The sequence below is a fragment of the Arthrobacter sp. SAFR-179 genome (assembly GCF_059414945.1).
On sequence record NZ_JBPFDM010000001.1, the window covers coordinates 240510 to 261730 of the forward strand.

A 21221-nucleotide genomic window follows, 5' to 3' on the forward strand; every position below is an offset into this window, starting at 1 on the left:
AATTCGGGCGGGACCTACAGTCGATGCATGACTGATACAGCTCTAGCCGGAGCGTCTGCGGACTCCGCTGCCGCCAAGCGCCCCGCCCGCCCGTCGCGACCCGCTGCGAAGCCGCACGGGCAGTGGAAAGTGGACGGCACGACGCCCCTGAACGCCAACGAAACCTGGAAACAGGAAGACGACGGCCTGAACGTGCGCGAGCGTATCGAAACCATTTACGCCAAAGAGGGCTTCGACGCGATCCCCGGCCAGGACCTGCACGGCCGGTTCCGCTGGTGGGGCCTGTACACCCAGCGCAAGCCCGGGATCGACGGCGGCAAGACCGCAACCCTTGAGCCGCACGAGCTCGAGGACAAGTACTTCATGCTTCGCGTGCGGATCGACGGCGGCGCCCTGACCACCGAGCAGCTGCGCGTCATCGGCCAGATTTCCGTGGACTTCGCACGCGACTCCGCTGACCTCACGGACCGCCAGAACATCCAGCTGCACTGGATCCGCGTGGAGGACATCCCCGAGATCTGGAACCGGCTCGAGGCCGTTGGCCTGTCCACCACCGAGGCCTGCGGCGACGTTCCCCGCGTCATCCTTGGCTCGCCCGTGGCGGGCATCGCCAAGGACGAGATCATCGACCCCACCCCGCTCATCGAGGAGCTGGGGGAGCGGTTCATCGGCAACCCGCTGCTGTCCAACCTGCCGCGCAAGTACAAGACCGCCATCACCGGCCACCCCAGCCAGGACGTGGTGCACGAGATCAACGACTGCGCGTTCGTGGGCATCGAGCACCCCGAGCTCGGGGCCGGCTACGACCTCTGGGTGGGCGGTGCGCTGTCCACCAACCCGATGCTCGGCAAACGGCTGGGCGCCTTCGTCCAGCCGGACCAGGCCGCCGACGTCTGGCTCGGCGTCACCAGCATCTTCCGTGACTACGGCTACCGCCGTATGCGCACCAAGGCCCGCCTGAAGTTCCTGCTGGCCGACTGGGGCACCGAGAAATTCCGCCAGATCCTGGAGGACGAATACCTGGGCTACAAGCTGGCCGACGGTCCCGCCGCGCCCAAGCCCACTGCCCCCGGCGACCACATGGGCGTGCACGAGCAGAAGGACGGCAAGTTCTTCATCGGCGCCACCCCGCTGGCCGGCCGGCTGTCCGGAGCCCAGCTGGTCAAGCTCGCGGACACCCTCGAGGCCCGCGGTTCCCGGCGCCTGCGCACCACCCCGCACCAGAAGATCGTGGTCCTGGACGTCGAGAAGGACCAGGTGGAGCCGCTCGTGGCCGAACTGGACGCCCTGGGCCTCTCCGCCCGCCCGTCCGTGTTCCGCCGCGGCACCATCGCCTGCACCGGCATCGAGTACTGCAAGCTGGCCATCGTGGAGACCAAGTACACGGCCGCCACCGCCGTGGCCGAGCTGGAACGCCGCCTGGCCGACCTCGCCGGCTCCGGCCAGCTGCCGCAGGCACTGTCGCTGCACATCAACGGCTGCCCCAACTCCTGCGCCCGCATCCAGACTGCGGACATCGGCCTGAAGGGCATGATGCTGCCAACGCCCGACGGCGACCCTTCCCCGGGTTTCCAGGTCCACCTGGGCGGCGGGCTGGCTTCCAGCGACCGCGAGGAAGCAGGGCTGGGACGCACCGTCCGCGGCCTGAAGGTCTACGTGGACGACCTGCCCGACTACGTGGAGCGGGTTGTCCGCCGGTTCGTGGCCGACCGCGCCGAAGGCCAGACCTTCGCCGAATGGGCCCACGCAGCAGACGAGGAGGCACTCCAGTAATGGCAAAACACCTGGCACCCGCACCCGCCAAGCGCCCCGTGGAGGAGCTCAAGGCCCTGGCCGAAGCCGGAGCTGCCGAGCTCGGCTGGGACGCTCCCGCCCGCGACGTGATCGCCTGGGTGGAGCGCAACTTCGACCTGCCCGCCGTTGCCGTCGCCTGCTCCATGGCCGACGCCGTCCTGCCCGCCCTGGTGGCGGACCAGATGCCCGGCGTCGATGTCCTCTTCCTGGAGACCGGCTACCACTTCCCGGAAACCTACGCCACGCGCGACGAGGTGGCCGCGAACCTCCGCGTCAACGTGGTGGACGTGCTCCCCGAGAACACCGTGGAACAGCAGGACCGGCTGCTGGGCAAGGACCTCTTTGCCCGCGACGCCGCACAGTGCTGCGCCCTCCGCAAGGTGGCCCCGCTGCAGCGCACCCTGGCCGGCTACGAACTCTGGTTCACGGGCGTCCGCCGCGACGAAGCCCCCACCCGGACCAACACTCCGCTGGTTACCTGGGACGAGAAGAACGGCCTGGTCAAGGTCAACCCGATGGCTGCCTGGACGTTCGACCAGCTGGTCCAGTATTCCGACGACAACCTCCTGCCGGTCAACCCGCTGCTTTCCCAGGGTTACCCCTCCATCGGCTGCCAGCCCTGCACCCGCAAGGTGGCACCCGGCGAGGATCCCCGCGCCGGCCGCTGGGCAGGATCCGACAAGACAGAATGCGGGCTACACGTATGAGCACTTCACTTACCGAGGAGACCCAGGTGACTGACGCCGCCGTATCCACGCGCCTGTCCAGCCTGGACACCCTGGAATCCGAGGCCATCCACATCATCCGCGAGGTTGTTGCCGAGTTCGAGAAGCCTGCGCTGCTGTTCTCCGGCGGCAAGGACTCCGTGGTGATGCTGCACCTGGCCACCAAGGCCTTCTGGCCCGGCAAGGTGCCATTCCCCGTGCTGCACGTGGACACCGGCCACAACTTCCCCGAGGTCATCGACTTCCGCGACCGCACCGTTGAGCGGCTGGGCCTGAAGCTGGTGGTGGGCTCCGTGCAGGAGTTCATCGACCGCGGCGAGCTGGCAGAACGTGCCGACGGTACCCGCAACCCGCTGCAGACCGTCCCGCTGCTGGACGCCATCCAGCAGAACAAGTTCGACGCCGTCTTCGGCGGCGGCCGCCGCGACGAGGACAAGGCCCGCGCCAAGGAGCGCATCCTGAGCCTGCGCGACGAGTTCGGCCAGTGGGATCCGCGCAACCAGCGCCCCGAACTGTGGAACCTCTACAACGGCCGCCACACCGTGGGCCAGCACGTCCGCGCGTTCCCCATCAGCAACTGGACCGAGCTGGACATCTGGCGCTACATCGAGCGCGAGAACATCGAGCTGCCTGGACTGTACTACGCCCACGAGCGTGAGGTCTTTGCCCGCGACGGCATGTGGCGTGCAGTGGGCGAAGTGTCCCAGCCCCGCGAAGGCGAGCAGGTTATCACCAAGACCGTCCGCTACCGGACCGTGGGGGACATGTCCTGCACCGGCGCCGTCGAATCCAACGCGTACACCGTGTCCGACGTCGTGGTGGAAGTCGCCGCGTCCACCCTCACCGAACGTGGCGCCACCCGTGCAGATGACCGCATCTCCGAGGCCGCCATGGAAGACCGCAAGAAGGACGGGTACTTCTAATGACCACCGAAGCAGTTCTCCCGGCAGACCTGGAAACGGCCCTGCCCACCACGCTCTTCCGGTTTGCCACTGCGGGATCGGTCGACGACGGCAAGTCCACTTTGGTGGGCCGCCTCCTCCACGATTCCAAGGCCATCCTGGCTGACCAGCTCGACGCCGTGGCCCGCACCTCCGCGGACCGTGGCTTCGGCGGGGAAAAGGGCGGGATCGACCTGGCCCTGCTGACCGACGGCCTGCGCGCCGAGCGCGAACAGGGCATCACCATCGACGTGGCCTACCGCTACTTCGCCACCGACCAGCGCAGCTTCATCCTGGCTGACTGCCCCGGGCACGTGCAGTACACCAAGAACACGGTGACCGGCGCGTCCACTGCGGATGCCGTCGTCGTCCTCATTGACGCCCGCAAGGGTGTCCTGGAGCAGACCCGCCGGCACCTGTCCGTGCTGCAGCTGCTGCGCGTGGCGCACGTGATCGTGGCCGTGAACAAGATCGACCTGGTGGACTTCAGCGAGTCCGTGTTCCGGGACATCGAAGCCGACGTGCAGCAGGTGGGCCGCGAACTGGGCCTCGGCTCGGACGGGATCAGCGACCTGCTGGTCATCCCGGTGTCCGCGCTCGACGGCGACAACGTGGTGGAGCGCTCGGAGCGCACCCCCTGGTACACGGGCCCGGCGCTGCTCGAGGTCCTGGAGACCCTGCCCGCCGCTGATGAGCTGGAAAGCCACCTGGAAAGCTTCCGCTTCCCCGTGCAGCTGGTCATCCGGCCGCAGGGTGCGCTGGCTCCCGACGCCGTCGCCGCCGGCCTGGACGTGGAAGCCTACCGCGACTACCGCGCGTACGCCGGCCAGATCACTGAAGGCTCCGTGAAGGTGGGGGATCAGGTGTCCGTGCTGACGCCGGGCCAGTCGCCGCGCACCACCACAGTGGTGGGCATCGACTTCGCCGGTGCCTCCCTGGAGGAAGCCGCCGCGCCGCAGTCCGTGGCCATCCGGCTGGCAGACGAGTTCGACGTCGCCCGCGGTGACACCATCGCCGCCGCCGGCACCGTCCGCGAGGCCTCCGCCGACCTCTACGCCGCCCTGTGCTGGCTGTCCCCGAAGCCGCTCCGCGAAGGCCAGAAGGTGCTGGTCAAGCACGGCACCCGCACGGTGCAGGCCATGGTCCGCAGCGTCTCCGGCAAGCTGGACCTGGCCACCTTCAAGCTCGAGGGTGCCTCAAACCTGGAGCTGAACGACATCGGCCACGCCCAGCTCCGGCTCGCCGCCCCGCTGCCCCTGGAGAACTACCTGCACCACCGCCGCACGGGCGCGTTCCTGGTGATCGACCCACTGGACGGCAACACGCTGGCCGCAGGCCTGGTCAAGGACCACCCGGGCGACCATGAGGACGAGCGCTACAGCATCTAGTTCTTCCGCGAAATCGCCGGAACAGTGCCAGGGTCGCCGTATCGCTACGGCTGCCCACGCACGGTTCCGGCGATTTCGTGCTTCCCGGGCTACTGGCTTTCCAGGATGGCCTTGAGCTTCCGCAGGTCCTTCCGGTTCTCGCGGCGCATCATCGGTGCCATGACCAGCCCGGCCAGCCGTGAGAAACCTGATGGGCGGCCGCTGTTGCCAAGGGTCATCCGGGTCCCGCCGTCGTCGTCCGTCCACGTGTAGGTGGTCTGCATGGGGAACGGGCCCTGGGCGGTGCGCATCACCAGCTTCCCGCCCGGGACGTACTCCACGAACTCGTAGGTGTAGTTCAGCTCCCGGCCCAGGAACCTGGCAGTGAAAGCCGCCTTGGAGCCCACACCAAGGGGACCGTCAGTGAGCCGCTGCGACTTGTGGATGTTGACGTACCACTGGGGCGCGTTGTCCGGGTTGGCCGCGTAGTCCGCCACCTGGGTGCGTGGCCGGTTGATGACAACCTCGGTCTGGACGTTCACCACGGGAGTCTCTCCTCTGTAGAGTGCGGGGATACCTACGTTAGTCCTCGGCAACGCTGCGGGAGGCGAAGCATGGAGACCATCAGCCCCAAGCTCCTGAACTGGGCGTCCATCCTGGATGACAAGACCCGGGAGCAGGCGGTGATGACCGCGCGCCTGCCGTTCATCTACCCGCACCTGGCGCTGATGCCGGACGCGCACCTGGGCAAGGGCGCCACCGTGGGTTCGGTCATCCCCACGCTGCGGGCCATCATTCCGGCTGCGGTGGGCGTGGACATAGGCTGCGGCATGATCGCGGTCCGCACCCAGTACTCGGTGAAGGACCTGCCGAAGGACCGGAAACGCCTCCGCGAGGACATCGAGCGGGTCATCCCGTTGTCAGCAGGCCACAACAACCGGCAGATCCTGCCCACCGCGGAGCCGCGGGTCGCCGAGCTGAAACAGCGCGCCGCGAAGGCCGGCTTCAACCCGGGGCAGTACGTTGCCAAGTGGGAGCTGCAGCTGGGGTCCCTGGGCTCGGGGAACCACTTCATCGAGGTCTCCGCAGATGAGGACGACGGCGTGTGGCTCTTCCTGCATTCAGGCTCGCGGGGCATCGGCAACAGGATCGCCCAGCACCACATCGGCGTCGCCCAACACGTCAGCCGGAAGAACCAGGTTTACCTTCCTGACCCGGACCTCGCGTACCTGGACGAGGGTACCCCGCAGTTCGAGCGGTACATCGCCGAGCTGCGCTGGGCCCAGCACTTCGCCCTGCTGAACCGGGAGGAGATGATGGACCGCGTGGCCGCCCAGTTCAGCCGCTGGGTGGGAGGGCAGGTCCGGGAACGCGAGCGGATCAACTGCCACCACAACTTCACGGAGCAGGAGACGCATTACGGGAAAACGGTGTGGGTGTCCCGCAAGGGGGCCATCAAAGCCGGCCCCGGCGATCCCGGACTGATCCCCGGGTCCATGGGAACGGCGTCGTACGTGGTGGAGGGCCGGGGCAACCCGGCGTCGCTGAACTCCTCACCCCACGGCGCGGGGCGTGAATACTCCCGGAATGCTGCCCGGAAGACGTTCACGCTGGAAGAACTGAAACGGGCCATGCGGGGAATCGAGTTCCGCGCCTCGGAGGCCTTCATCGATGAAATCCCGGCGGCCTACAAGCCGATCGACCAGGTCATGCAGGACGCCGCGGACCTGGTGACGGTGCGGCACAAGCTGCGGCAGCTGGTCAATGTCAAAGGCAACTGATTCCTGAAAACCACGCAGTACCGCAACTGAATATGACGCTGGATGAACGTGCGTGACCCCCCGTTTCCGCTTCATTGAACGGGTTTGGGCCACTCCCTATGGTGAAACAATGACTAGTTCCAAGCCCGGGATGACCCGCATCGTGGCAGGCGAAAGCGCGGTCCCAACGCGCAGGCGCGCCGTCGAGGCTGCCCTGGCCATCGGGCTGGTCCTGCTGATCGCCCTTGGCGCCATCGTGGCCTCGAACATTTCCCGCAACACGGAGGCGCAGGCCGCCGAACCCACTCCCGCCGCGGAACTGAAGCTGGGCTACTTCGGCAACATCACCCACGCCCCGGCACTTGTGGGCGTCAAAAAAGGGTTCCTTGCCGATGCCCTGGGCAGCACCAGGCTCAGCACCGAGACCTTCAATGCCGGCCCCGCCGCCATCGAAGCCCTGAACGCCGGCGCCATCGACGCCGCCTACATCGGCCCCAATCCCGCCATCAACTCCTTTGTCAAGAGCCAGGGCCAGTCCGTACGCGTGATTGCCGGCGCCGCGGCCGGGGGTGCGCAGCTGGTGGTCAAACCCGGCATCAACTCGGCGGCGGACCTGTTGGGCAAGACTCTCGCGTCGCCGCAGCTTGGCGGCACCCAGGACGTGGCCCTCCGCTCCTGGCTTGCCAAACAGGGCTACAAGACCAACGTGGACGGCAGCGGGGACGTGGCCATCAACCCCACGGACAACGCGCAGACCCTGAAGCTGTTCCAGGACGGAAAGCTCGACGGCGCGTGGTTGCCTGAGCCGTGGGCGTCACGCCTGGTGCTCCAAGCCGGCGCCAAGGTGCTGGTGGACGAAAAGGACCTTTGGGATGGAACCGGCACCGGCAAGCCCGGCGAGTTCCCCACCACCATCCTGATCGTGAACCAGAAGTTCGCATCCGACCACCCGGACACCGTCAAGGCCCTGCTCAAAGGCAACGCGGAGTCGGTGGCCTGGCTCAATTCGGCGCCGGCAGACCAGAAGGCGGAGCTCATCAACTCCGCCCTGCAGGAAGCCGCCGGGGCAGCGCTGCCGGGCGATGTCCTCACCCGGTCGCTGGCGAACATCACGTTCACCCTGGACCCGCTCGCCGGCAGCTACCCCAAACTCCTCCAGGATGGCGTCGACGCGGGCACCACCAAGAAGGCCGACATCAACGGCCTCTTCGACCTCCGCGCCCTCAACCAGGTCACCGGCGGTACCCACAAGATTTCTGCGGCCGGCCTCGGCCAGGACTGACCCACCCCACTACCTAAGGACGGCACCATGCCAGTCGTACTGGAACACCTGGGCAAGCGCTTCGGCGACGGCGCCCCGGTACTGGACGACGTCAACGCCAACATCAAGCAGGGCGAGTTCGTTGCCCTCCTCGGTGCCTCCGGCTGCGGCAAATCCACCCTCCTGAACATCATCGCGGGACTTGAAGCGCCGACGTCGGGCGCCCTGGAAGTCCCCAGCGACGGCGCCGCCTTCATGTTCCAGGACGCCGCCCTCTTCCCGTGGCTGACCGCCCGGGAGAACATCGAACTCGCGCTGAAGCTGCGCGGTGTTGGCAAGGCCGAACGCCGCACCAAGGCGCAGGAACTGCTCGAACTGGTGCACCTGGGGTCCGCCGGGGACAAGCGGCCGCACGAGCTCTCCGGCGGCATGCGGCAGCGCGTCTCGCTGGCCCGTTCGCTGGCCCAGGACCGGCAGCTGCTGCTCATGGATGAACCGTTTGCCGCGCTGGACGCCATCACCCGCGACCTGCTGCACGACGAGCTGGAGCGCATCTGGAAGGAAACCGGGCGCACCATCGTGTTCGTCACCCACAACGTCCGCGAGGCCGTCCGGCTGGGCCAGCGCGTCCTGCTGCTGTCCTCCCGCCCCGGCCGCGTGGTCCAGGAATGGGCCGTCACCGAGGAACACCGAACCGATGCCGGGCTCGCCGGCCAGCTGACCGGGGTCATCACCGCCCGGCTGCGGGAGGAGATTCGCCGCCATGCCAAGTAAGTCCCTGTCCGGCTCCGTGCCCTCCGCGCCGGATGCCGCCCCCGCCCCTTCGCGGGACGGCGATGCTGCGAGCAGCATCGCGTCCCGCTCCGATAGCGGCACCGGCCTTCCCGAGACTCGCAAGCTCGCATCGGGTCCCGCGGCCGGTGCCTTAGATGCCACTCCCTGGGCGGCATCCGGCGCTGCGCCTTCGTCCTCGCCTCACGTGCATGCCGCTTTGACCCGGACGTCCACCGGACACGAGGACCTGCGCGAACTTGAGTCCGGACTCGACTCCCTGCAGTCCGACGCCGACCGCAAACACCGGATCGAGTGGAGCCGCATCCTGCTGCCCGTGGCCGCGCTGGTGGTCCTGGTGCTCGTGTGGCAGTTCTATGTGTCCCTGGGGGTCAAGCGGCGCGACCTGGTGCCCGGTCCGCTGGATGTGGTGACCCAGATGGGGGTGCTGTGGAGTGACGGCAAGCTCCAGGAATCGGTGTGGACATCCCTGCAGCGCGGGCTGGTGGGCTTCCTGATTTCGGTGGCCATCGCCACACCGGTAGGGCTGCTGCTGGCACAGGTTGCACCGCTGCGCCGTGCGTTCGGGCCCCTGATTTCGGGCCTGCAGGTCCTGCCCTCGGTAGCCTGGGTCCCGGCCGCGATCATCTGGTTCGGCCTGACCGATGCCACCGTGTACTTCGTGGTGTTCATGGGCGCCATCCCGTCCATCATCAACGGGCTCATCTCCGGCGTGGACCAGATCCCACCGCAGTACCGCCGCGTGGGCACGGTGCTGGGCGCGTCCCGGCTGCAGATGGCCCTACAGGTAATCCTCCCCGCCGCGCTGCCCGGCTACCTGGGCGGACTCAAGCAGGGCTGGGCCTTCTCCTGGCGCTCACTCATGGCGGCGGAAATCATCGCCGTGGGAGGCACCATCGGCTTCGGCCTGGGCTCGCTGCTGGACCAGGGCCGGGTTTTGTCCGACATGACCGTGGTGATGGCGGCCATCCTCCTGATCCTCGGCGTCGGCATCCTGATTGAACTGCTGGTCTTCGGCCCCATCGAGAAGCGCCTCCTGCGCCGCCGCGGCCTCCTGGCCGGCAGCACCCGCTGACCCAGCCCGCTCCCAAGGCGTCCCCAAGAGCCCGACGGCGAGTCCCGCCGTCGGGCTCTCTGCTTTCCTGCATTCTGCGTTGACGGAACTGGGGCACTTTGACACGGACACGCCGGGGTTTCCGGCCAGTTCGACGCCGGGACGCCCCAAAGTGCCCCACGACCGCGGCAGCTGCGGAGGCAGACCGTGGCAGACTGGCGCCATGACCGCCTGCTTTATGTGCCGCACCGAATCCCAGCTTCCGGTGGAGCGGCTCTTCGACCTGGCGCGCAGCATCGACGTGCACGTGGAATCCCAGCGGACGTCGGGGGAGCGGGCGGTGTCAGGCGTGACAAGCGGGCTCATCGGGGAAGGCCAAGAGGTGACATGGCGGGCCAGGCACTTCGGCATTCCGCTCACCATGACCAGCCGGATCACCCGCCTGGACTTCCCCCGCAGCTTTACTGACGAACAGGTCAGGGGCCCCTTCAAGGCTTTCCGGCACGTCCATGAATTCGAGCCCACAGCCGCCGGGAGCATCATGCTTGACCGGGTGGAGTTCACCGCCCCGCTGGGTGTGCTGGGCCGCGCCGTCGAACGGCTGTTCCTGGCGCGGTACCTGGAGCGGCTCATCGCCAGTCGGGGCCGTTTCCTCGCGGGCGGCGCAGATCGCCGGATCAACTAACTTCCAGGGCTATGCGAAGGGCGGCGGCCCAAGGATCTCGATCCCGCCGTGGGCCTCGCCGGATGCCCTAATCCGGCCGAAGTCCACCAGGCCTGAACCGTTCGGGGCATCAGAATCGGACAGTGGTTCGCTGGCGCCATCGTAGAAGGACTGGGCACTGCCGGGTGTCTGCAGGCAAAGGATCCGGGTGCCCTCCTGCAAAACCTTGAAGGCGTGGGGAAGGCCGCGTGGTGCCATGGCCAGTCCGCCGGCGGCGATCCGGTGCTCCGTGCCGTCCAGGTTCACCAGGATCTCGCCGGCCAAAACGTAGAGGGTTTCGTCGGAGTCGGGGTGGGTGTGGAGCGGGGTGACCTTGTTCAGGGCCAATCTCGTCCTCGAAGAGCAGGAAGGCGCCGGCCGTCTCCTCCTCCCTGGCCTTCCAGGTGTGCACTCCGCCGCCGTAGAACCAGCGTCGTGGTCCTTCGCCGGGCCGGCGGACCAGGGATGATGACGCATTTTTCGTTTCCATGCTGCTCGCCTCGATGCCTTGGGAAACTTATGGGACGTGTGTCCCATAACAAGACTGATGTACCATGAAGAGCGTGTCAAGACCCTATGCGGACGGTGGGCGAACCGGCCAGAAGCGCCGCACCATGGATGCGCTCGTGGCGGCGGCCAGGGCCCTTGTTGCCGCCGGCAGGACGCCTACGGTGGACCAGGCTGCGGAGGCGGCAGGGGTAGCGCGGAGTACCGCCTACCGCTATTTCCCCGGCCAAAGGGAATTGCTCGCCGCGGCGCACCCCGAGACCGCGCGGGCCTCGATGCTGCCGGACGCTCCGCCCCTTGACGCGGCCGAACGGCTCGATGCCGTGGTGGTGGAGTTCACCAGCATGATCCTGGAAACCGAGGCACAGCAGCGGACCATGCTGCGCTTGTCGCTTGAGTCCACGGACGGCCCGGACCGGAGCCTGCCCCTGCGCCAGGGGCGCGCTATCGGCTGGCTGACCGAAGCGCTGATGCCGTTGCGGGGGGAGCTGACCGATCAGCAGATCCACAAACTGGTGCTGGCCATCCGCAGTGCCATCGGCATTGAAGCCCTGGTCTGGCTCACGGACGTGGGCGGGCTGGACCGGGAGGAGGCCATCGAATCAATGCGGTGGACCGCGGCCGCGTTGCTGGCCAAGGCGCAGGCGGATGGCCTCTGGGGTTGACCGCCCGCAGCACTTTGTGACGCAGCGTTACCTTACGTGAACTGGTGTTGCTCGGCCTTTGTAGCCCATTGTGACGCGGCCCTACCGTTGATTCATGGCAATTCAGGATATTTACCCCACGGCGCTGCGGCTGCTCGGTCGCCCCGTGCTGGTGGTGGGCGGCGGCCCCGTTGCCGCGCGCCGCGCCAAGGGGCTGCTCGACGCCGGTGCTGTGGTCACCGTCGTGGCTCCGGTTGCCTCGTCCGCGCTCCGGGAGATGGCCGACGCCGGCCTGCTCACCTGGGAAGCGCGGCCCTATGTTTCCAGCGACGTCGACGGCGTCTGGTTCGTCCAGACCGCCACCGGCGACTCCGCCGTGGACGCCCAGGTATCGGCCGACGCCGAGGCGCAGCGGGTTTGGTGCGTCAACGCCTCCAACCATGAAGCTTCTGCCGCCTGGACCCCTGCCGTTGCCGAGGTGGACGACGTTAAGATCGCCATCAATGCCGGGGGAGACCCCCGCCGCGCCATGGCCGTCCGCGACGCCGTCGCCACCGCCCTCGAAACCGGCGACCTTCCGCTCCGTCGGCGCCGCGCCCACGCCGGGAGTGTCGCGTTGGTCGGCGGCGGTCCCGGCGACACCGGCCTCATCACCGTCAGCGGCCGCCGGCTCCTGGGCCAGGCCGACGTCGTTGTTGCCGACCGCCTCGGCCCGCGCGGACTCCTGAACGAACTCGCCCCCGACGTTCGGATCATCGAAGTCGGAAAGACCCCCGGCCACCACCCGGTCCCGCAGTCGGAGATCAACCGGATCCTCGTCGAGGAAGCCCTGAAAGGCCACCGTGTGGTCCGGCTCAAGGGCGGCGACCCCTACGTGCTGGGCCGCGGCGGCGAGGAAGCAGAATACTGCCGCCAGCACGGCGTCGAGGTTGAAGTGGTTTCCGGCGTCACCTCCGCCATCTCCGTCCCCGCAGCAGCCGGAATCCCCGTCACCCACCGCGGCCTGGCCAAAGGCTTCAGCGTGGTCACCGGCCACGAGGAACTCTCCGAGGTTCCCGCCCGCCCGGACCACACGATCGTCCTGCTCATGGGAGTGGGCCAGTTGCGCGAATCTGCGTCCGCGCTGGGCGAAGCCGGCCTGCCGCAGGACACCCCTGTTGGTATCGTGGAAAACGGCTATTTGCCGGACCAGCGCGTCACGATTGGCACGCTCGGTTCCATCGCCGACCAGGCCCAGGCGGCCGGCGTCGCAAATCCTGCCGTGATTGTCATCGGTGACGTGGTGCGCGTGAGCCCGTTCGCGCCGTCGCACTTCAAAACCGCTGACTACAGCACCACCACCCCGAACAGCCCCCGCAAGACCGTCCTCACCACCTGAAAAACCCATCGATTGCTCCGTAACTGCCGTTATGAGCGTTGAAAACGGCAAGTACTCAGCAATCGATGCAGAAGAAAAGGAACACAGCCGTGTCATCCAGCACTCCCGTAGGAACAGCTGCGCGTCCGCTGCGCGTCGCCGTCGTGGGCTCCGGCCCGGCCGGCGTCTACGCCGCGGACATCCTCACCAAGAGCGAAGCCGTCAAAAGCGGCGAGCTGACCGTCAGCATCGACCTCTTTGACCGCTACCCGGCACCCTACGGCCTGATCCGCTACGGCGTGGCTCCGGACCACCCCCGCATCAAGGGCATCGTGAACGCCCTGCACAAGGTGCTGGACCGCGGCGACATCCGCTTCTTCGGCAACGTGGACTACGGCACGGATCTCACCATCGAGGACCTCCGCACGCACTACGACGCCGTCATCTTCGCCACCGGCGCCATCAAGGATGCGGACCTGAACATCCCCGGGATCGAGCTGGAAGGCTCGTTCGGCGGCGCCGACTTCGTCTCCTGGTACGACGGCCACCCCGACGTCCCGCGCGAATGGCCGCTGGAGGCCAAGGAAATCGCCGTGATCGGCAACGGCAACGTGGCCCTGGACGTGGCGCGCGTGCTGTCCAAGCACGCCGATGACCTCCTCACCACCGAGATCCCGGACAACGTCTACGCCGGTCTGAAGGCCTCGCCCGTCACCGACGTGCACGTCTTCGGCCGCCGCGGCCCCGCCCAGGTGAAGTTCACCCCGCTGGAGCTGCGCGAGCTGTCCCACTCCAAGGACGTGGACATCATCCTGTACCCGGAGGACTTCGAGTTCGACGAGGAATCGGACCGCCAGATCCAGACGAACAACCAGACCAAGACCATGGTGGGCACGCTCACCAACTGGATCGCCGAGCAGCCAGAGGACCTCTCCGAGCTCAAGGCTTCCCGCCGCCTGCACCTGCACTTCCTGCACAGCCCGGTGGAGATTTATGACGACGCCGAGACGCCGGGCAAGGTTGCCGGCATGCGGTTTGAGCGCACTGAGCTCGATGGCACCGGCAACGCCCGCGGCACCGGCGAGTACGTGGACTACCCGGTCCAGGCCGTGTACCGCGCCATCGGCTACTTTGGTTCCGCCCTCCCGGACGTGGAGTTCGACCACAAGAAGGGCGTCGTAACCAACGACGGCGGCCGCGTCCTGGATGCCGACGGACGGCATGTGCCGGGCATCTATGCCACGGGCTGGATCAAGCGCGGACCGGTCGGCCTCATCGGGCACACCAAGGGTGACGCCCTGGAGACCGTTACCTACCTCTTGGAAGACCGCGAAAACCTTCCCGTCGCTTCGGCACCCCAGGAGGACGCCGTCGTCGAACTGCTCGACGCCCGCGGCGTGAAGTTCACCAGCTGGGAAGGCTGGCTGGCCCTGGACGCGCACGAACTCGCGCTCGGCGCAGCAGCCACGGAGGCCGGCGGCTCGCACGGCGTCGAGGTCAAGCGTGAGCGCATCAAGGTGGTGCCGCGCGAGGACATGGTGGACATCTCCCGTGACGGCGTGGCCGCGCAGGTCTAACCGGCGCCTTTAGACAAAAGCAGGAACCGCGGGGCCATTGGTCCCGCGGTTCCTGCGTTAAAGTGGCTTAACCCGGCCGTGCTATCTAGGGCTTCTGTTTGCCAGCGCCGCCAACTGCCATCAGCTCCAGGCGCCGCAGGGTCTCCCTGTTCCGCGCCGAAATCAGCGGATCCCGCAGGGCCTTCGGCATCAGCTTGCCGGGTCCGCGGATGGCGTCCTCGGCGATGGTCACCAGGCACTGGTCGCCGCGGTCCTCCACCGTGATCTCCACCTTCGCCTCACCCATCGGCCAGCCCCGCGCCACGAGTTCGAGCGAGCGGCCCGGCTCGACGGCGGTAACGCGCGTGCTGTCGTCGATCACCAGCGGCCAGGCGCCCACAGAGTGGTGCAGCCGGGCCCCCTGCCGCGGCCATTCTGCGTCCACGTCCCTGATCCGGGACGCGCCCACCACCCAGCCGGAATAGAGCCAGCCGTCGGCGATGACCCGCCAGACGTCGGCCGCGGGGGAGGTGAACAGCTGCGAGACGGTGGACATGGAGTTCCTTCCGGTTCGGGTGGTGGTTTCCTGGCGCGTGGCGCCGAATTCTGCTGCACGTTCGGGCTCCAAAGGGCGTACGACGGCGGGAGGTGCCGGCCGCCGTGCGGCCCGGTAGGACGGCTTCCGGAGGCGCCGGGCCCAGCCGTAGGTGCGGGCCCCGGGCGGCTGGTTCCCCAGGGGGTCGAAACGCAGCGGGATGTCCCCTGGGTCAGTGCCGGCACGCAGCCTAAGTTCTCCGCACTCCCGCCAGGGCCCGCCCGGTTTGGCCCAGTACAGTCCCAGTTCCCATTCGCCGGACGCAAGGGAACCCGGGGGAAGGTTCCGCGTCCGCAGACCCAGCAGCACCGGGCCCCGCCGGCCGCGGTACGGCATCAGCGTGGTCAGGGTGGCTCCGGCGACATCAAGCCGCGGCATCAGCAGGAACCGGCCGGGTAGTCGCCAGCCGGTGGAGGCGAACAGGACATCGGCAGGGTTGGCGCCGGCGGCCGGATCAGGGCCGCTCCCGGGGGTGGCCTGGCCCGAAGGCGAAATCCGGAGGGCCAGGCCCAGGATGTCCGGCAGTGCCTGCGGCAGCCCGACGGACCGCGAAAACCGCGCCACCACCTGGTCAGTGCCGTGGGAATCGAGCCAGTCGATCCCGCTGGGGCCGGCCGGGTTGCCGGTCCTGGTGAGCTCTCCAGCCAGGCCCAGGCCGTGGGAATGGATGGGCCGGTCCGGGCGTGCCAGTTTCAGGAGCCGGAAGAGCGCGGCGAAAGCCTGCCCGGCACTCCGGGTGACGGCGGAACCAACGCGCAGTTGCTGGGTCATGCTTCCTTCCTACCCCGGAAAGTTGGCTCTACATGCGACCGAACCGCGAACGGACAAGAGCGAAAATCCCATAGGCGATGAATCCCGCCCCGATCGCCACCAGCAGGGCGGGCCCGAACGGGTGGTCCTGCAGGGCCTTGAGGCTGCCGTCCAGGCCGGTGGATTCGTCCGGGTTGTGCTTGGCGGCGGCGATGACGAACAGCAGGCCGGTGAGTACCAGGGCCACACCCTTGGCGATATGGCCGGCGATGCCCAGCCCGTCGATCAGCCTTCCGCGCCTCCGGCCGTCAAAGTGAAAAAGCTCCTCCTTGAACCCCAGGCGCAACCCCTTGATCACAAAGTAAATGCCGATTCCCACGATGATCAGGCCCAGCGCCACCAGGGCCCACAGCCCCGGCGGCGTAGCCATCAGCGAGGCGCTGAAGTCGCGGGTGCTTTTACTGGAGTCTCCGCGCAGCCCAACGGCAAAGCCGGCGAAGCTGACGCCCACGCTGCTGTAGGCGACGGCCAGGAAGCCCGAGGAGATCAGCTTGGAGATCCGTTCCTTGCGGGGAGCGCGCCGCATGCGCAGAGTTGCCTCGCTTGCTTGCCACAGCCCCAGGCCAAAGCAGGCCAGGGTGCAGGCCCACATCACGGCCGGCCCCCAGGCATTGGCAGCCAGCTGCTCGATCGCACCGGTAGGTTCCGCTTCTCCAGGCTGGCCGAACGCGACAGCGATGGCGATGGCCCCGATGATCACGTGGAGCAGGGCCATGACGGCGAACCCGCTGCGGGCCAGGACGTCCAGGGCCTTGTGGTTGGACGCCTCCTCGACAACGTCCGCTGCCTGGCTGAGGGTGGAATCGCCGTCAGACATGGTTCAGCCGTTCATGGGCCCTTCGGCCCGCAACTTCTCGGCGCCCGGCCCCTCCACGTGCACGGTGCAGCGGACCACCAGCTGGCCGGGGGCGTTGTCCAGCTCAACCAGGGAATCGTCCGCGCTGAGGACGGTGAACACCTCGGAACCCGTTACAGCCTCCACGCCCTTGGCCTTCGCGGTTTCCCGCGCATTCCTGAGCGCATCGCGCTGCAGGCCGTCCACGTAGCCGCCATCACTTTCACGGGCGGGGTCCCCGAAGGCCCAGCCGAACAATGTTCCTGTGTTTCCCATGGCGACGATATTACGCGGTTACCCGGGCCCGGGGGGCGGGCTTTCGTAATATTAGTAAGTGTGCTTACCATGGGCGCACCATACCTCGATGGGACAAGGCAAGTGAAGTCCGCGGCACAGCGGCAAACCGGAACCAGTTCACAACGTTAGGAATGCACATCATGGCAGGAAATCTCATTGCCCGTTCAGTTCACGACCTGACGGCGGCAGCATGGTTCGGCGGATCCCTGATGGGCGCCATCGGGCTCAACGGCGCAACCGCCCAGGCCAAGGACCCCGCCGAGCGCACCCGTCTTTCCAGCGCAGGCTGGATGAAGTGGGCACCATTCCAGACAGCGGCCTTCGCCTCCCACCTGGTGGCCGACCTCGCCATCGCCTGGGAGAACAAGGGCCGCATCGCCAAGCAGGAGGGCGTGGCCCGCGACACCGTCATCAAGACGGCCGTCACTGTGGTGGGCGCCGCGGTGACCCTGTACTCGGGCATCCTGGGCAAGAAGGTGGACAAGCTCGCCGGTGAAGGCGCCGAAGGTGCCACGGAGCCGCACGGCGCAGCCTCGGACGAGCTGAAAACGGCCCAGCAGCAGCTCAAGCTCCTGCAGTGGGCCATCCCCGGCTTCGCGGCCCTGGTGATCATCCTCGGTGCCAAGCACGGCGAGATGCAGCGTCCTAAGAACGTCTTTGCGGGCCTGCGCGGCGAGTAGCAGCCACAGCAAGTACAGAGCGGACGACGGCGGCCCGGCACATAAGTGCCGGGCCGCTGCTTTGTCTGCTGCTGGGGTCCTTGCTACACCGGCTGGGTATTGGGCGGCGGCAGGTCCGGATTCATGTCCTTCAGGTTCGGGTCTTCCGCCGTCCACACCTGGATAATCGCCCAGGCTACAGCCGCCAGCGGGACGGACAGGACGGCACCGACGATCCCGGCCAGGATGGTGCCGGCGGTCAGGGCCATGAGGATCACCAGGGCGTGGAGCTGGAGCGACTTGCCCATGACGACCGGCTGCAGGAGGTCGCCCTCCAGCTGGTTCACCGCGACGACGACGGCCACCACGATAAGTGCCACCACCGGTCCGTTCGCAACAAGCGCCACCAGGGCGGCAAGGATGCCGGCGATGGTTGCGCCCACGAGCGGGATGAAGGCGGTGATGAAGACGATGATGGCCAGCGGAATGGCCAGCGGCACCTGCATGATCAGCAGGGCCGCGCCGATGGCCACGGTATCCACCAGGGCAACAATGGCGGTGCCCCGGACGTAGCCGCCCAGGACCTCAAGGGTGCGGCGTCCCGAGCGGCGCAGCTTGGCTTCGCGCTGGCCGGAGAAGGGGCGCAGGAAGAAGTCCCAGATCTTGGCGCCGTCCTTGAGGAAGAAGAACAGGATGACCACCATGAGGCTGGCCCCGGCAATGAACTCGGTCACCACGGACAGTCCGGTAACCGCGCCGGAGCGGACCTGGCTGCTCGTGGCGAACTGCACCACCGCCTCCCGTGCCTGGTTGAGCTGCTCCTGTTCGATGGGGATTGGTCCCGTCAGCAGGAACCGCTCCAGCTCGTCGAGGCCGGAGGAGGCCTGCGCTGCCAGTTCGCTCCACTGGTTCCGCACCGAGAAGTAGATGACAGTGGACACGCCGGCCAGAATCACCAGCAGCGCCACGAAGGCCATCCCGGTGGCCAGGCCGCCCGGTATCCCGCGGCGGCGGAGCATGTTCACGAACGGTCCGATTGCTGCCGCCAGGATCAGGGCGATCAGGGCGGGGATCACCAGGAGCTTGATCTGCATCAGTGCGAAGACGGAGACGGCCACCACCAGCACCACCAGCAGGATCTGTGCCGCGCGGGTGCCCACTCTGCCCAGCCCGTCGGACCACAGTGCGTTCGGCGTCCTGGACCCCTGCGGTTTACTGACCGGGCCGAGGCGCTGCCCTTGGCGGGGTGCGCCGCCGGGCTGCCCGGCGTCAGCGGCTGCACCGTCAGAGCGCATCCCACTGGTCTGCACTTCGCCGGCCCGCGCAGCCCCGGGGGACTCGTTGTCCAGTTCCTGGTCATTGAGGCGTGTTGATCGCGCCATGGGGACTCCTCATCGTCCGGAGGGTGCCCTGCGCCGCGGGGTGCAGCGCAGGGCAGAACATCCTTCGTCAGATGGTAAGCCTACTGATGGTTAGGGTCGGGTAGAAACCCTGCGCGAAAAAGTTCACCGCCAGGGGTGCGGGTGGAGGCTACTCCGCCAGCCACTCCGCGCAGGAGTTCAGGTTCCGGTTCACCGTGGCCACGGCGGCGTCTTCGTCCCGCCGTTCGATCGCATCCAGGAGCGTCTCGTGGCCGTCCCGCGGAAGCCCGTTGAAGCCGGGCCGGCGCTGCTGCTTGAGGAGATCCTGGTGGAAAACTGTTCCGAAGCTGGCGTAGAGCTCGTGCAGCAGCGGGTTGCCGGACGCCCTCGCGATGCCCTCGTGGAAGTGCCAGTCGGCGTCCGCCCAGCCCTCGAAGTCACCCCTGTTCCAGGCCCGGTCCCGGCTGGTGAGGAGGGCACGCAGGGCGGTGACGTCCTGGTCCGTTGCATTCCGTGCCGCCAGCCGGGCAGCCTGCGTATCCAGGCCCAGCCGCACCTCCAGGATGTGCTGCTCGGTGTGGTCCCGGTACATCCGCTGCGCGGCACCGGACATCTCGCTGGTAGCGCGCACGTAGGTGCCGTCCCCGCGCCGGACCTCCAGCATGCCGCCGTGGGCAAGGGCCTTGACTGCTTCCCGGAGGGTTCCGCGGGAGACACCAAGCCGCGCCATGAGTTCGGGCTCGGAAGGGATGCGCTGGTTCAGGGCCCACTCGCCGGTGTGGACCATGTCCCGCAGTTTGGCCGTGACTTCGGCGGCGAGCGGCGGGCGGACTGACGGGCTCAGTGACACGGGGCTACTTCCTTCCATCCGCGGTGCGGGCCGGAACAGCGCCCTGGGCAGTGGCTGCGGTCTTGCCGGACATCGCACGGCCGGTAATCAGGTGGGATACCACGATCTGCACCAGCGCCAGTGCCAGCAGCAGGGCCAGCGGCAGGATCCAGCCGCCGGTGGCGCTGTGCAGCAGTCCCATGCCGAAGGGGCCAGCCGTGGCCAGCAGGTACCCCGAGGACTGGGCCAGCGTGGACAGCGCAGTGGTTTCGGACGTGCTGGTGCCGCTGCGGCTGATCATGACCATCACCAGCGGGAAGATGCCCAAACCAAAGCCCAGCAGGACGGCGGGGATGGCCGCCAGGCCCACGGGCAGGAACAGGAGCGCCAGGATGCCTACAGCCATGGTGATGCTCACCAGGTAGAACGCCGGGCGCAGCATCCCGGGGCGGGATCCGATGGCGATCAGCACCATGCCGGCCGGAACGGAGACCAGCTGCATGAGCCCGAACATCAGCCCACTGTCGGCGGCGCTCAGGCCCATGGTGGTGAGCATGTACGGGAACCAGCTCAGCAGGGCATAGGCGAGGAGGGCCTGCAGCGTGAAGATCGCGGTGAGGAGCTGGCCTTTGCGGGTCCGCAGCAGCGGCCAGGGGGAGACGTGGCCGGCGGTGCTCCGGACCGTGGTGCGGTGGGCGTGCAATGCCACGGGCAGGAAACCCAGGAAGGCCGCCACCGCGGCGATGCCCACGGCACCCACGGCGGCCGAAGGAGACCCCAGGGCCTGGGCCAGCGGCACCACCGCGACGGATGTCAGCGTGCCGCCGGTGGTCATGGTCACCGTGTAGACGGCGGTCATCAGCGAGGTGCGCGAGGCGAAGTGTTCGCGGATGAAGGACGGCATGGCCACGTTGCAGATCGCCAGGCCGGACATGCCCACCACGCTGCCGGCCACGAGCATGCCGGTGGCGGGGATGCCGCGCAGCAGGAGGCCGCCGGCCAGCAGGGCCAGGGACAGCAGGATGGCCTTCTCCACCCCCACCCTGCCGGTGAGCCATGAGGTGGCGGCGCCCGCCAGCGCGAAGCAGAGCGTCGGGATGGACGGAATGATGGCCGCCACCAGTGCCCCGTAACCCAGCACCGCCTGGAGGTCGTGCAGCAGGGCGGACGCCCCGGTGATGCCCGCCCGAAGATTGAGCCCGATCAGCACCAGGCCGATCACGCCGAACACGACGGCGGAGCGCGGCTTGGCGGCGGCCGTGCCGGTCGCAGGAGCGCTTGGGGCAGCCGCGGGTGCCTCGGCGGCCAGGGATGGGGAGGAGGGGGGAGTGGCGGGCATACCTTCCAGCCTAAAGGTTAGACGTTTGATGTTTG

At 67.8% G+C, this 21221-nt stretch carries 21 protein-coding genes; 13 read left to right on the forward strand and 8 right to left on the reverse strand.

The window, feature by feature from the left end:
• Positions 1 to 27: 27 nt before the first annotated feature.
• From ACR65K_RS01230 to ACR65K_RS01245, 4 genes are read left to right on the forward strand one after another with little or no spacing between them, the layout of a single operon-like run.
• On the forward strand, positions 28 to 1773 hold the full coding sequence (locus ACR65K_RS01230; protein WP_440151038.1) for a nitrite/sulfite reductase: 1746 nt from the start codon (positions 28 to 30) through the stop codon (positions 1771 to 1773).
• On the forward strand, positions 1773 to 2501 hold the full coding sequence (locus ACR65K_RS01235; RefSeq protein ID WP_142032264.1) for a phosphoadenylyl-sulfate reductase: 729 nt from the start codon (positions 1773 to 1775) through the stop codon (positions 2499 to 2501). The genes ACR65K_RS01230 and ACR65K_RS01235 overlap by 1 nt, the downstream gene beginning before the upstream one ends.
• Positions 2498 to 3442 carry a sulfate adenylyltransferase subunit CysD gene (cysD, locus tag ACR65K_RS01240; RefSeq protein ID WP_056329446.1) on the forward strand — a complete coding sequence of 315 codons (945 nt, stop codon included), beginning with the start codon at positions 2498 to 2500 and terminating at the stop codon, positions 3440 to 3442. Before ACR65K_RS01235 ends, cysD begins: the two co-directional genes overlap by 4 nt.
• Positions 3442 to 4848, forward strand: coding sequence for a sulfate adenylyltransferase subunit 1 (locus ACR65K_RS01245; RefSeq protein ID WP_056329449.1), 1407 nt, complete (start codon positions 3442 to 3444; stop codon positions 4846 to 4848). The genes cysD and ACR65K_RS01245 overlap by 1 nt, the downstream gene beginning before the upstream one ends.
• Positions 4849 to 4937: 89 nt before the next feature.
• Here the strand turns inward: ACR65K_RS01245 and ACR65K_RS01250 are convergent, their stop codons facing one another.
• Positions 4938 to 5369 carry an SRPBCC family protein gene (locus ACR65K_RS01250; RefSeq protein WP_440151039.1) on the reverse strand — a complete coding sequence of 144 codons (432 nt, stop codon included), beginning with the start codon at positions 5367 to 5369 and terminating at the stop codon, positions 4938 to 4940.
• Between the two features lie 72 nt (positions 5370 to 5441).
• Here ACR65K_RS01250 and ACR65K_RS01255 point away from each other — a divergent pair, with 72 nt between their 5' ends.
• The 5 genes from ACR65K_RS01255 to ACR65K_RS01275 all read left to right on the forward strand — a co-directional run bounded on the left by ACR65K_RS01255 (position 5442) and on the right by ACR65K_RS01275 (position 10379).
• The gene (locus ACR65K_RS01255) at positions 5442 to 6608 is read left to right on the forward strand and encodes an RtcB family protein (protein WP_440151040.1); all 1167 of its coding nucleotides are present in this window, start codon (positions 5442 to 5444) and stop codon (positions 6606 to 6608) included.
• A 130-nt stretch (positions 6609 to 6738) separates the two neighbouring features.
• The gene (locus tag ACR65K_RS01260) at positions 6739 to 7869 is read left to right on the forward strand and encodes an ABC transporter substrate-binding protein (protein WP_440151454.1); all 1131 of its coding nucleotides are present in this window, start codon (positions 6739 to 6741) and stop codon (positions 7867 to 7869) included.
• Between the two features lie 27 nt (positions 7870 to 7896).
• Positions 7897 to 8622 (forward strand): ABC transporter ATP-binding protein, encoded by a 726-nt coding sequence (locus ACR65K_RS01265; RefSeq protein WP_175316208.1) that lies wholly within the window; start codon positions 7897 to 7899, stop codon positions 8620 to 8622.
• On the forward strand, positions 8612 to 9715 hold the full coding sequence (locus ACR65K_RS01270) for an ABC transporter permease (protein ID WP_440151041.1): 1104 nt from the start codon (positions 8612 to 8614) through the stop codon (positions 9713 to 9715). The genes ACR65K_RS01265 and ACR65K_RS01270 overlap by 11 nt, the downstream gene beginning before the upstream one ends.
• Positions 9716 to 9917: 202 nt before the next feature.
• On the forward strand, positions 9918 to 10379 hold the full coding sequence (locus tag ACR65K_RS01275; RefSeq protein WP_440151043.1) for an SRPBCC family protein: 462 nt from the start codon (positions 9918 to 9920) through the stop codon (positions 10377 to 10379).
• 9 nt (positions 10380 to 10388) lie between these two features.
• On the opposite strand, the gene ACR65K_RS01280 is transcribed toward ACR65K_RS01275, so the two are convergent.
• Positions 10389 to 10745 (reverse strand): cupin domain-containing protein, encoded by a 357-nt coding sequence (locus tag ACR65K_RS01280; RefSeq protein WP_440151044.1) that lies wholly within the window; start codon positions 10743 to 10745, stop codon positions 10389 to 10391.
• A gap of 206 nt (positions 10746 to 10951) precedes the next feature.
• On the opposite strand from ACR65K_RS01280, the gene ACR65K_RS01285 reads away from it, so the two are divergent.
• The 3 genes from ACR65K_RS01285 (at position 10952) to ACR65K_RS01295 (ending at position 14482) form a co-directional block, all read left to right on the forward strand.
• Positions 10952 to 11569, forward strand: a complete 618-nt coding sequence (locus ACR65K_RS01285; protein ID WP_440151046.1) for a TetR/AcrR family transcriptional regulator — start codon at positions 10952 to 10954, stop codon at positions 11567 to 11569.
• Between the two features lie 94 nt (positions 11570 to 11663).
• Positions 11664 to 12926 carry a uroporphyrinogen-III C-methyltransferase gene (gene cobA / locus ACR65K_RS01290; protein ID WP_440151047.1) on the forward strand — a complete coding sequence of 421 codons (1263 nt, stop codon included), beginning with the start codon at positions 11664 to 11666 and terminating at the stop codon, positions 12924 to 12926.
• An 89-nt stretch (positions 12927 to 13015) separates the two neighbouring features.
• Positions 13016 to 14482, forward strand: a complete 1467-nt coding sequence (locus tag ACR65K_RS01295; RefSeq protein WP_440151049.1) for an FAD-dependent oxidoreductase — start codon at positions 13016 to 13018, stop codon at positions 14480 to 14482.
• 85 nt (positions 14483 to 14567) lie between these two features.
• Here ACR65K_RS01295 and ACR65K_RS01300 read toward each other — a convergent pair whose 3' ends face one another.
• The 3 genes from ACR65K_RS01300 to ACR65K_RS01310 are packed head-to-tail and all read right to left on the reverse strand — an operon-like array spanning position 14568 to position 16977.
• Positions 14568 to 15827: an SRPBCC family protein gene (locus ACR65K_RS01300; protein ID WP_440151051.1), complete on the reverse strand. Its 1260-nt coding sequence runs from the start codon at positions 15825 to 15827 to the stop codon at positions 14568 to 14570.
• Between the two features lie 28 nt (positions 15828 to 15855).
• Positions 15856 to 16683: a DUF1206 domain-containing protein gene (locus ACR65K_RS01305; RefSeq protein WP_440151052.1), complete on the reverse strand. Its 828-nt coding sequence runs from the start codon at positions 16681 to 16683 to the stop codon at positions 15856 to 15858.
• Positions 16684 to 16686: 3 nt separating this feature from the next.
• Positions 16687 to 16977 (reverse strand): hypothetical protein, encoded by a 291-nt coding sequence (locus ACR65K_RS01310; protein WP_056329480.1) that lies wholly within the window; start codon positions 16975 to 16977, stop codon positions 16687 to 16689.
• Positions 16978 to 17138: 161 nt separating this feature from the next.
• On the opposite strand from ACR65K_RS01310, the gene ACR65K_RS01315 reads away from it, so the two are divergent.
• The gene (locus ACR65K_RS01315) at positions 17139 to 17678 is read left to right on the forward strand and encodes a hypothetical protein (RefSeq protein WP_056329726.1); all 540 of its coding nucleotides are present in this window, start codon (positions 17139 to 17141) and stop codon (positions 17676 to 17678) included.
• 83 nt (positions 17679 to 17761) lie between these two features.
• Here the strand turns inward: ACR65K_RS01315 and ACR65K_RS01320 are convergent, their stop codons facing one another.
• From ACR65K_RS01320 to ACR65K_RS01330, 3 genes are all read right to left on the reverse strand, one after another.
• Positions 17762 to 19039 (reverse strand): AI-2E family transporter, encoded by a 1278-nt coding sequence (locus ACR65K_RS01320; RefSeq protein ID WP_056329483.1) that lies wholly within the window; start codon positions 19037 to 19039, stop codon positions 17762 to 17764.
• A 148-nt stretch (positions 19040 to 19187) separates the two neighbouring features.
• The gene (locus tag ACR65K_RS01325) at positions 19188 to 19868 is read right to left on the reverse strand and encodes a FadR/GntR family transcriptional regulator (RefSeq protein ID WP_056329485.1); all 681 of its coding nucleotides are present in this window, start codon (positions 19866 to 19868) and stop codon (positions 19188 to 19190) included.
• A gap of 4 nt (positions 19869 to 19872) precedes the next feature.
• The gene (locus tag ACR65K_RS01330; RefSeq protein WP_056329488.1) at positions 19873 to 21186 is read right to left on the reverse strand and encodes an MFS transporter; all 1314 of its coding nucleotides are present in this window, start codon (positions 21184 to 21186) and stop codon (positions 19873 to 19875) included.
• Positions 21187 to 21221 lie beyond the last annotated feature (35 nt).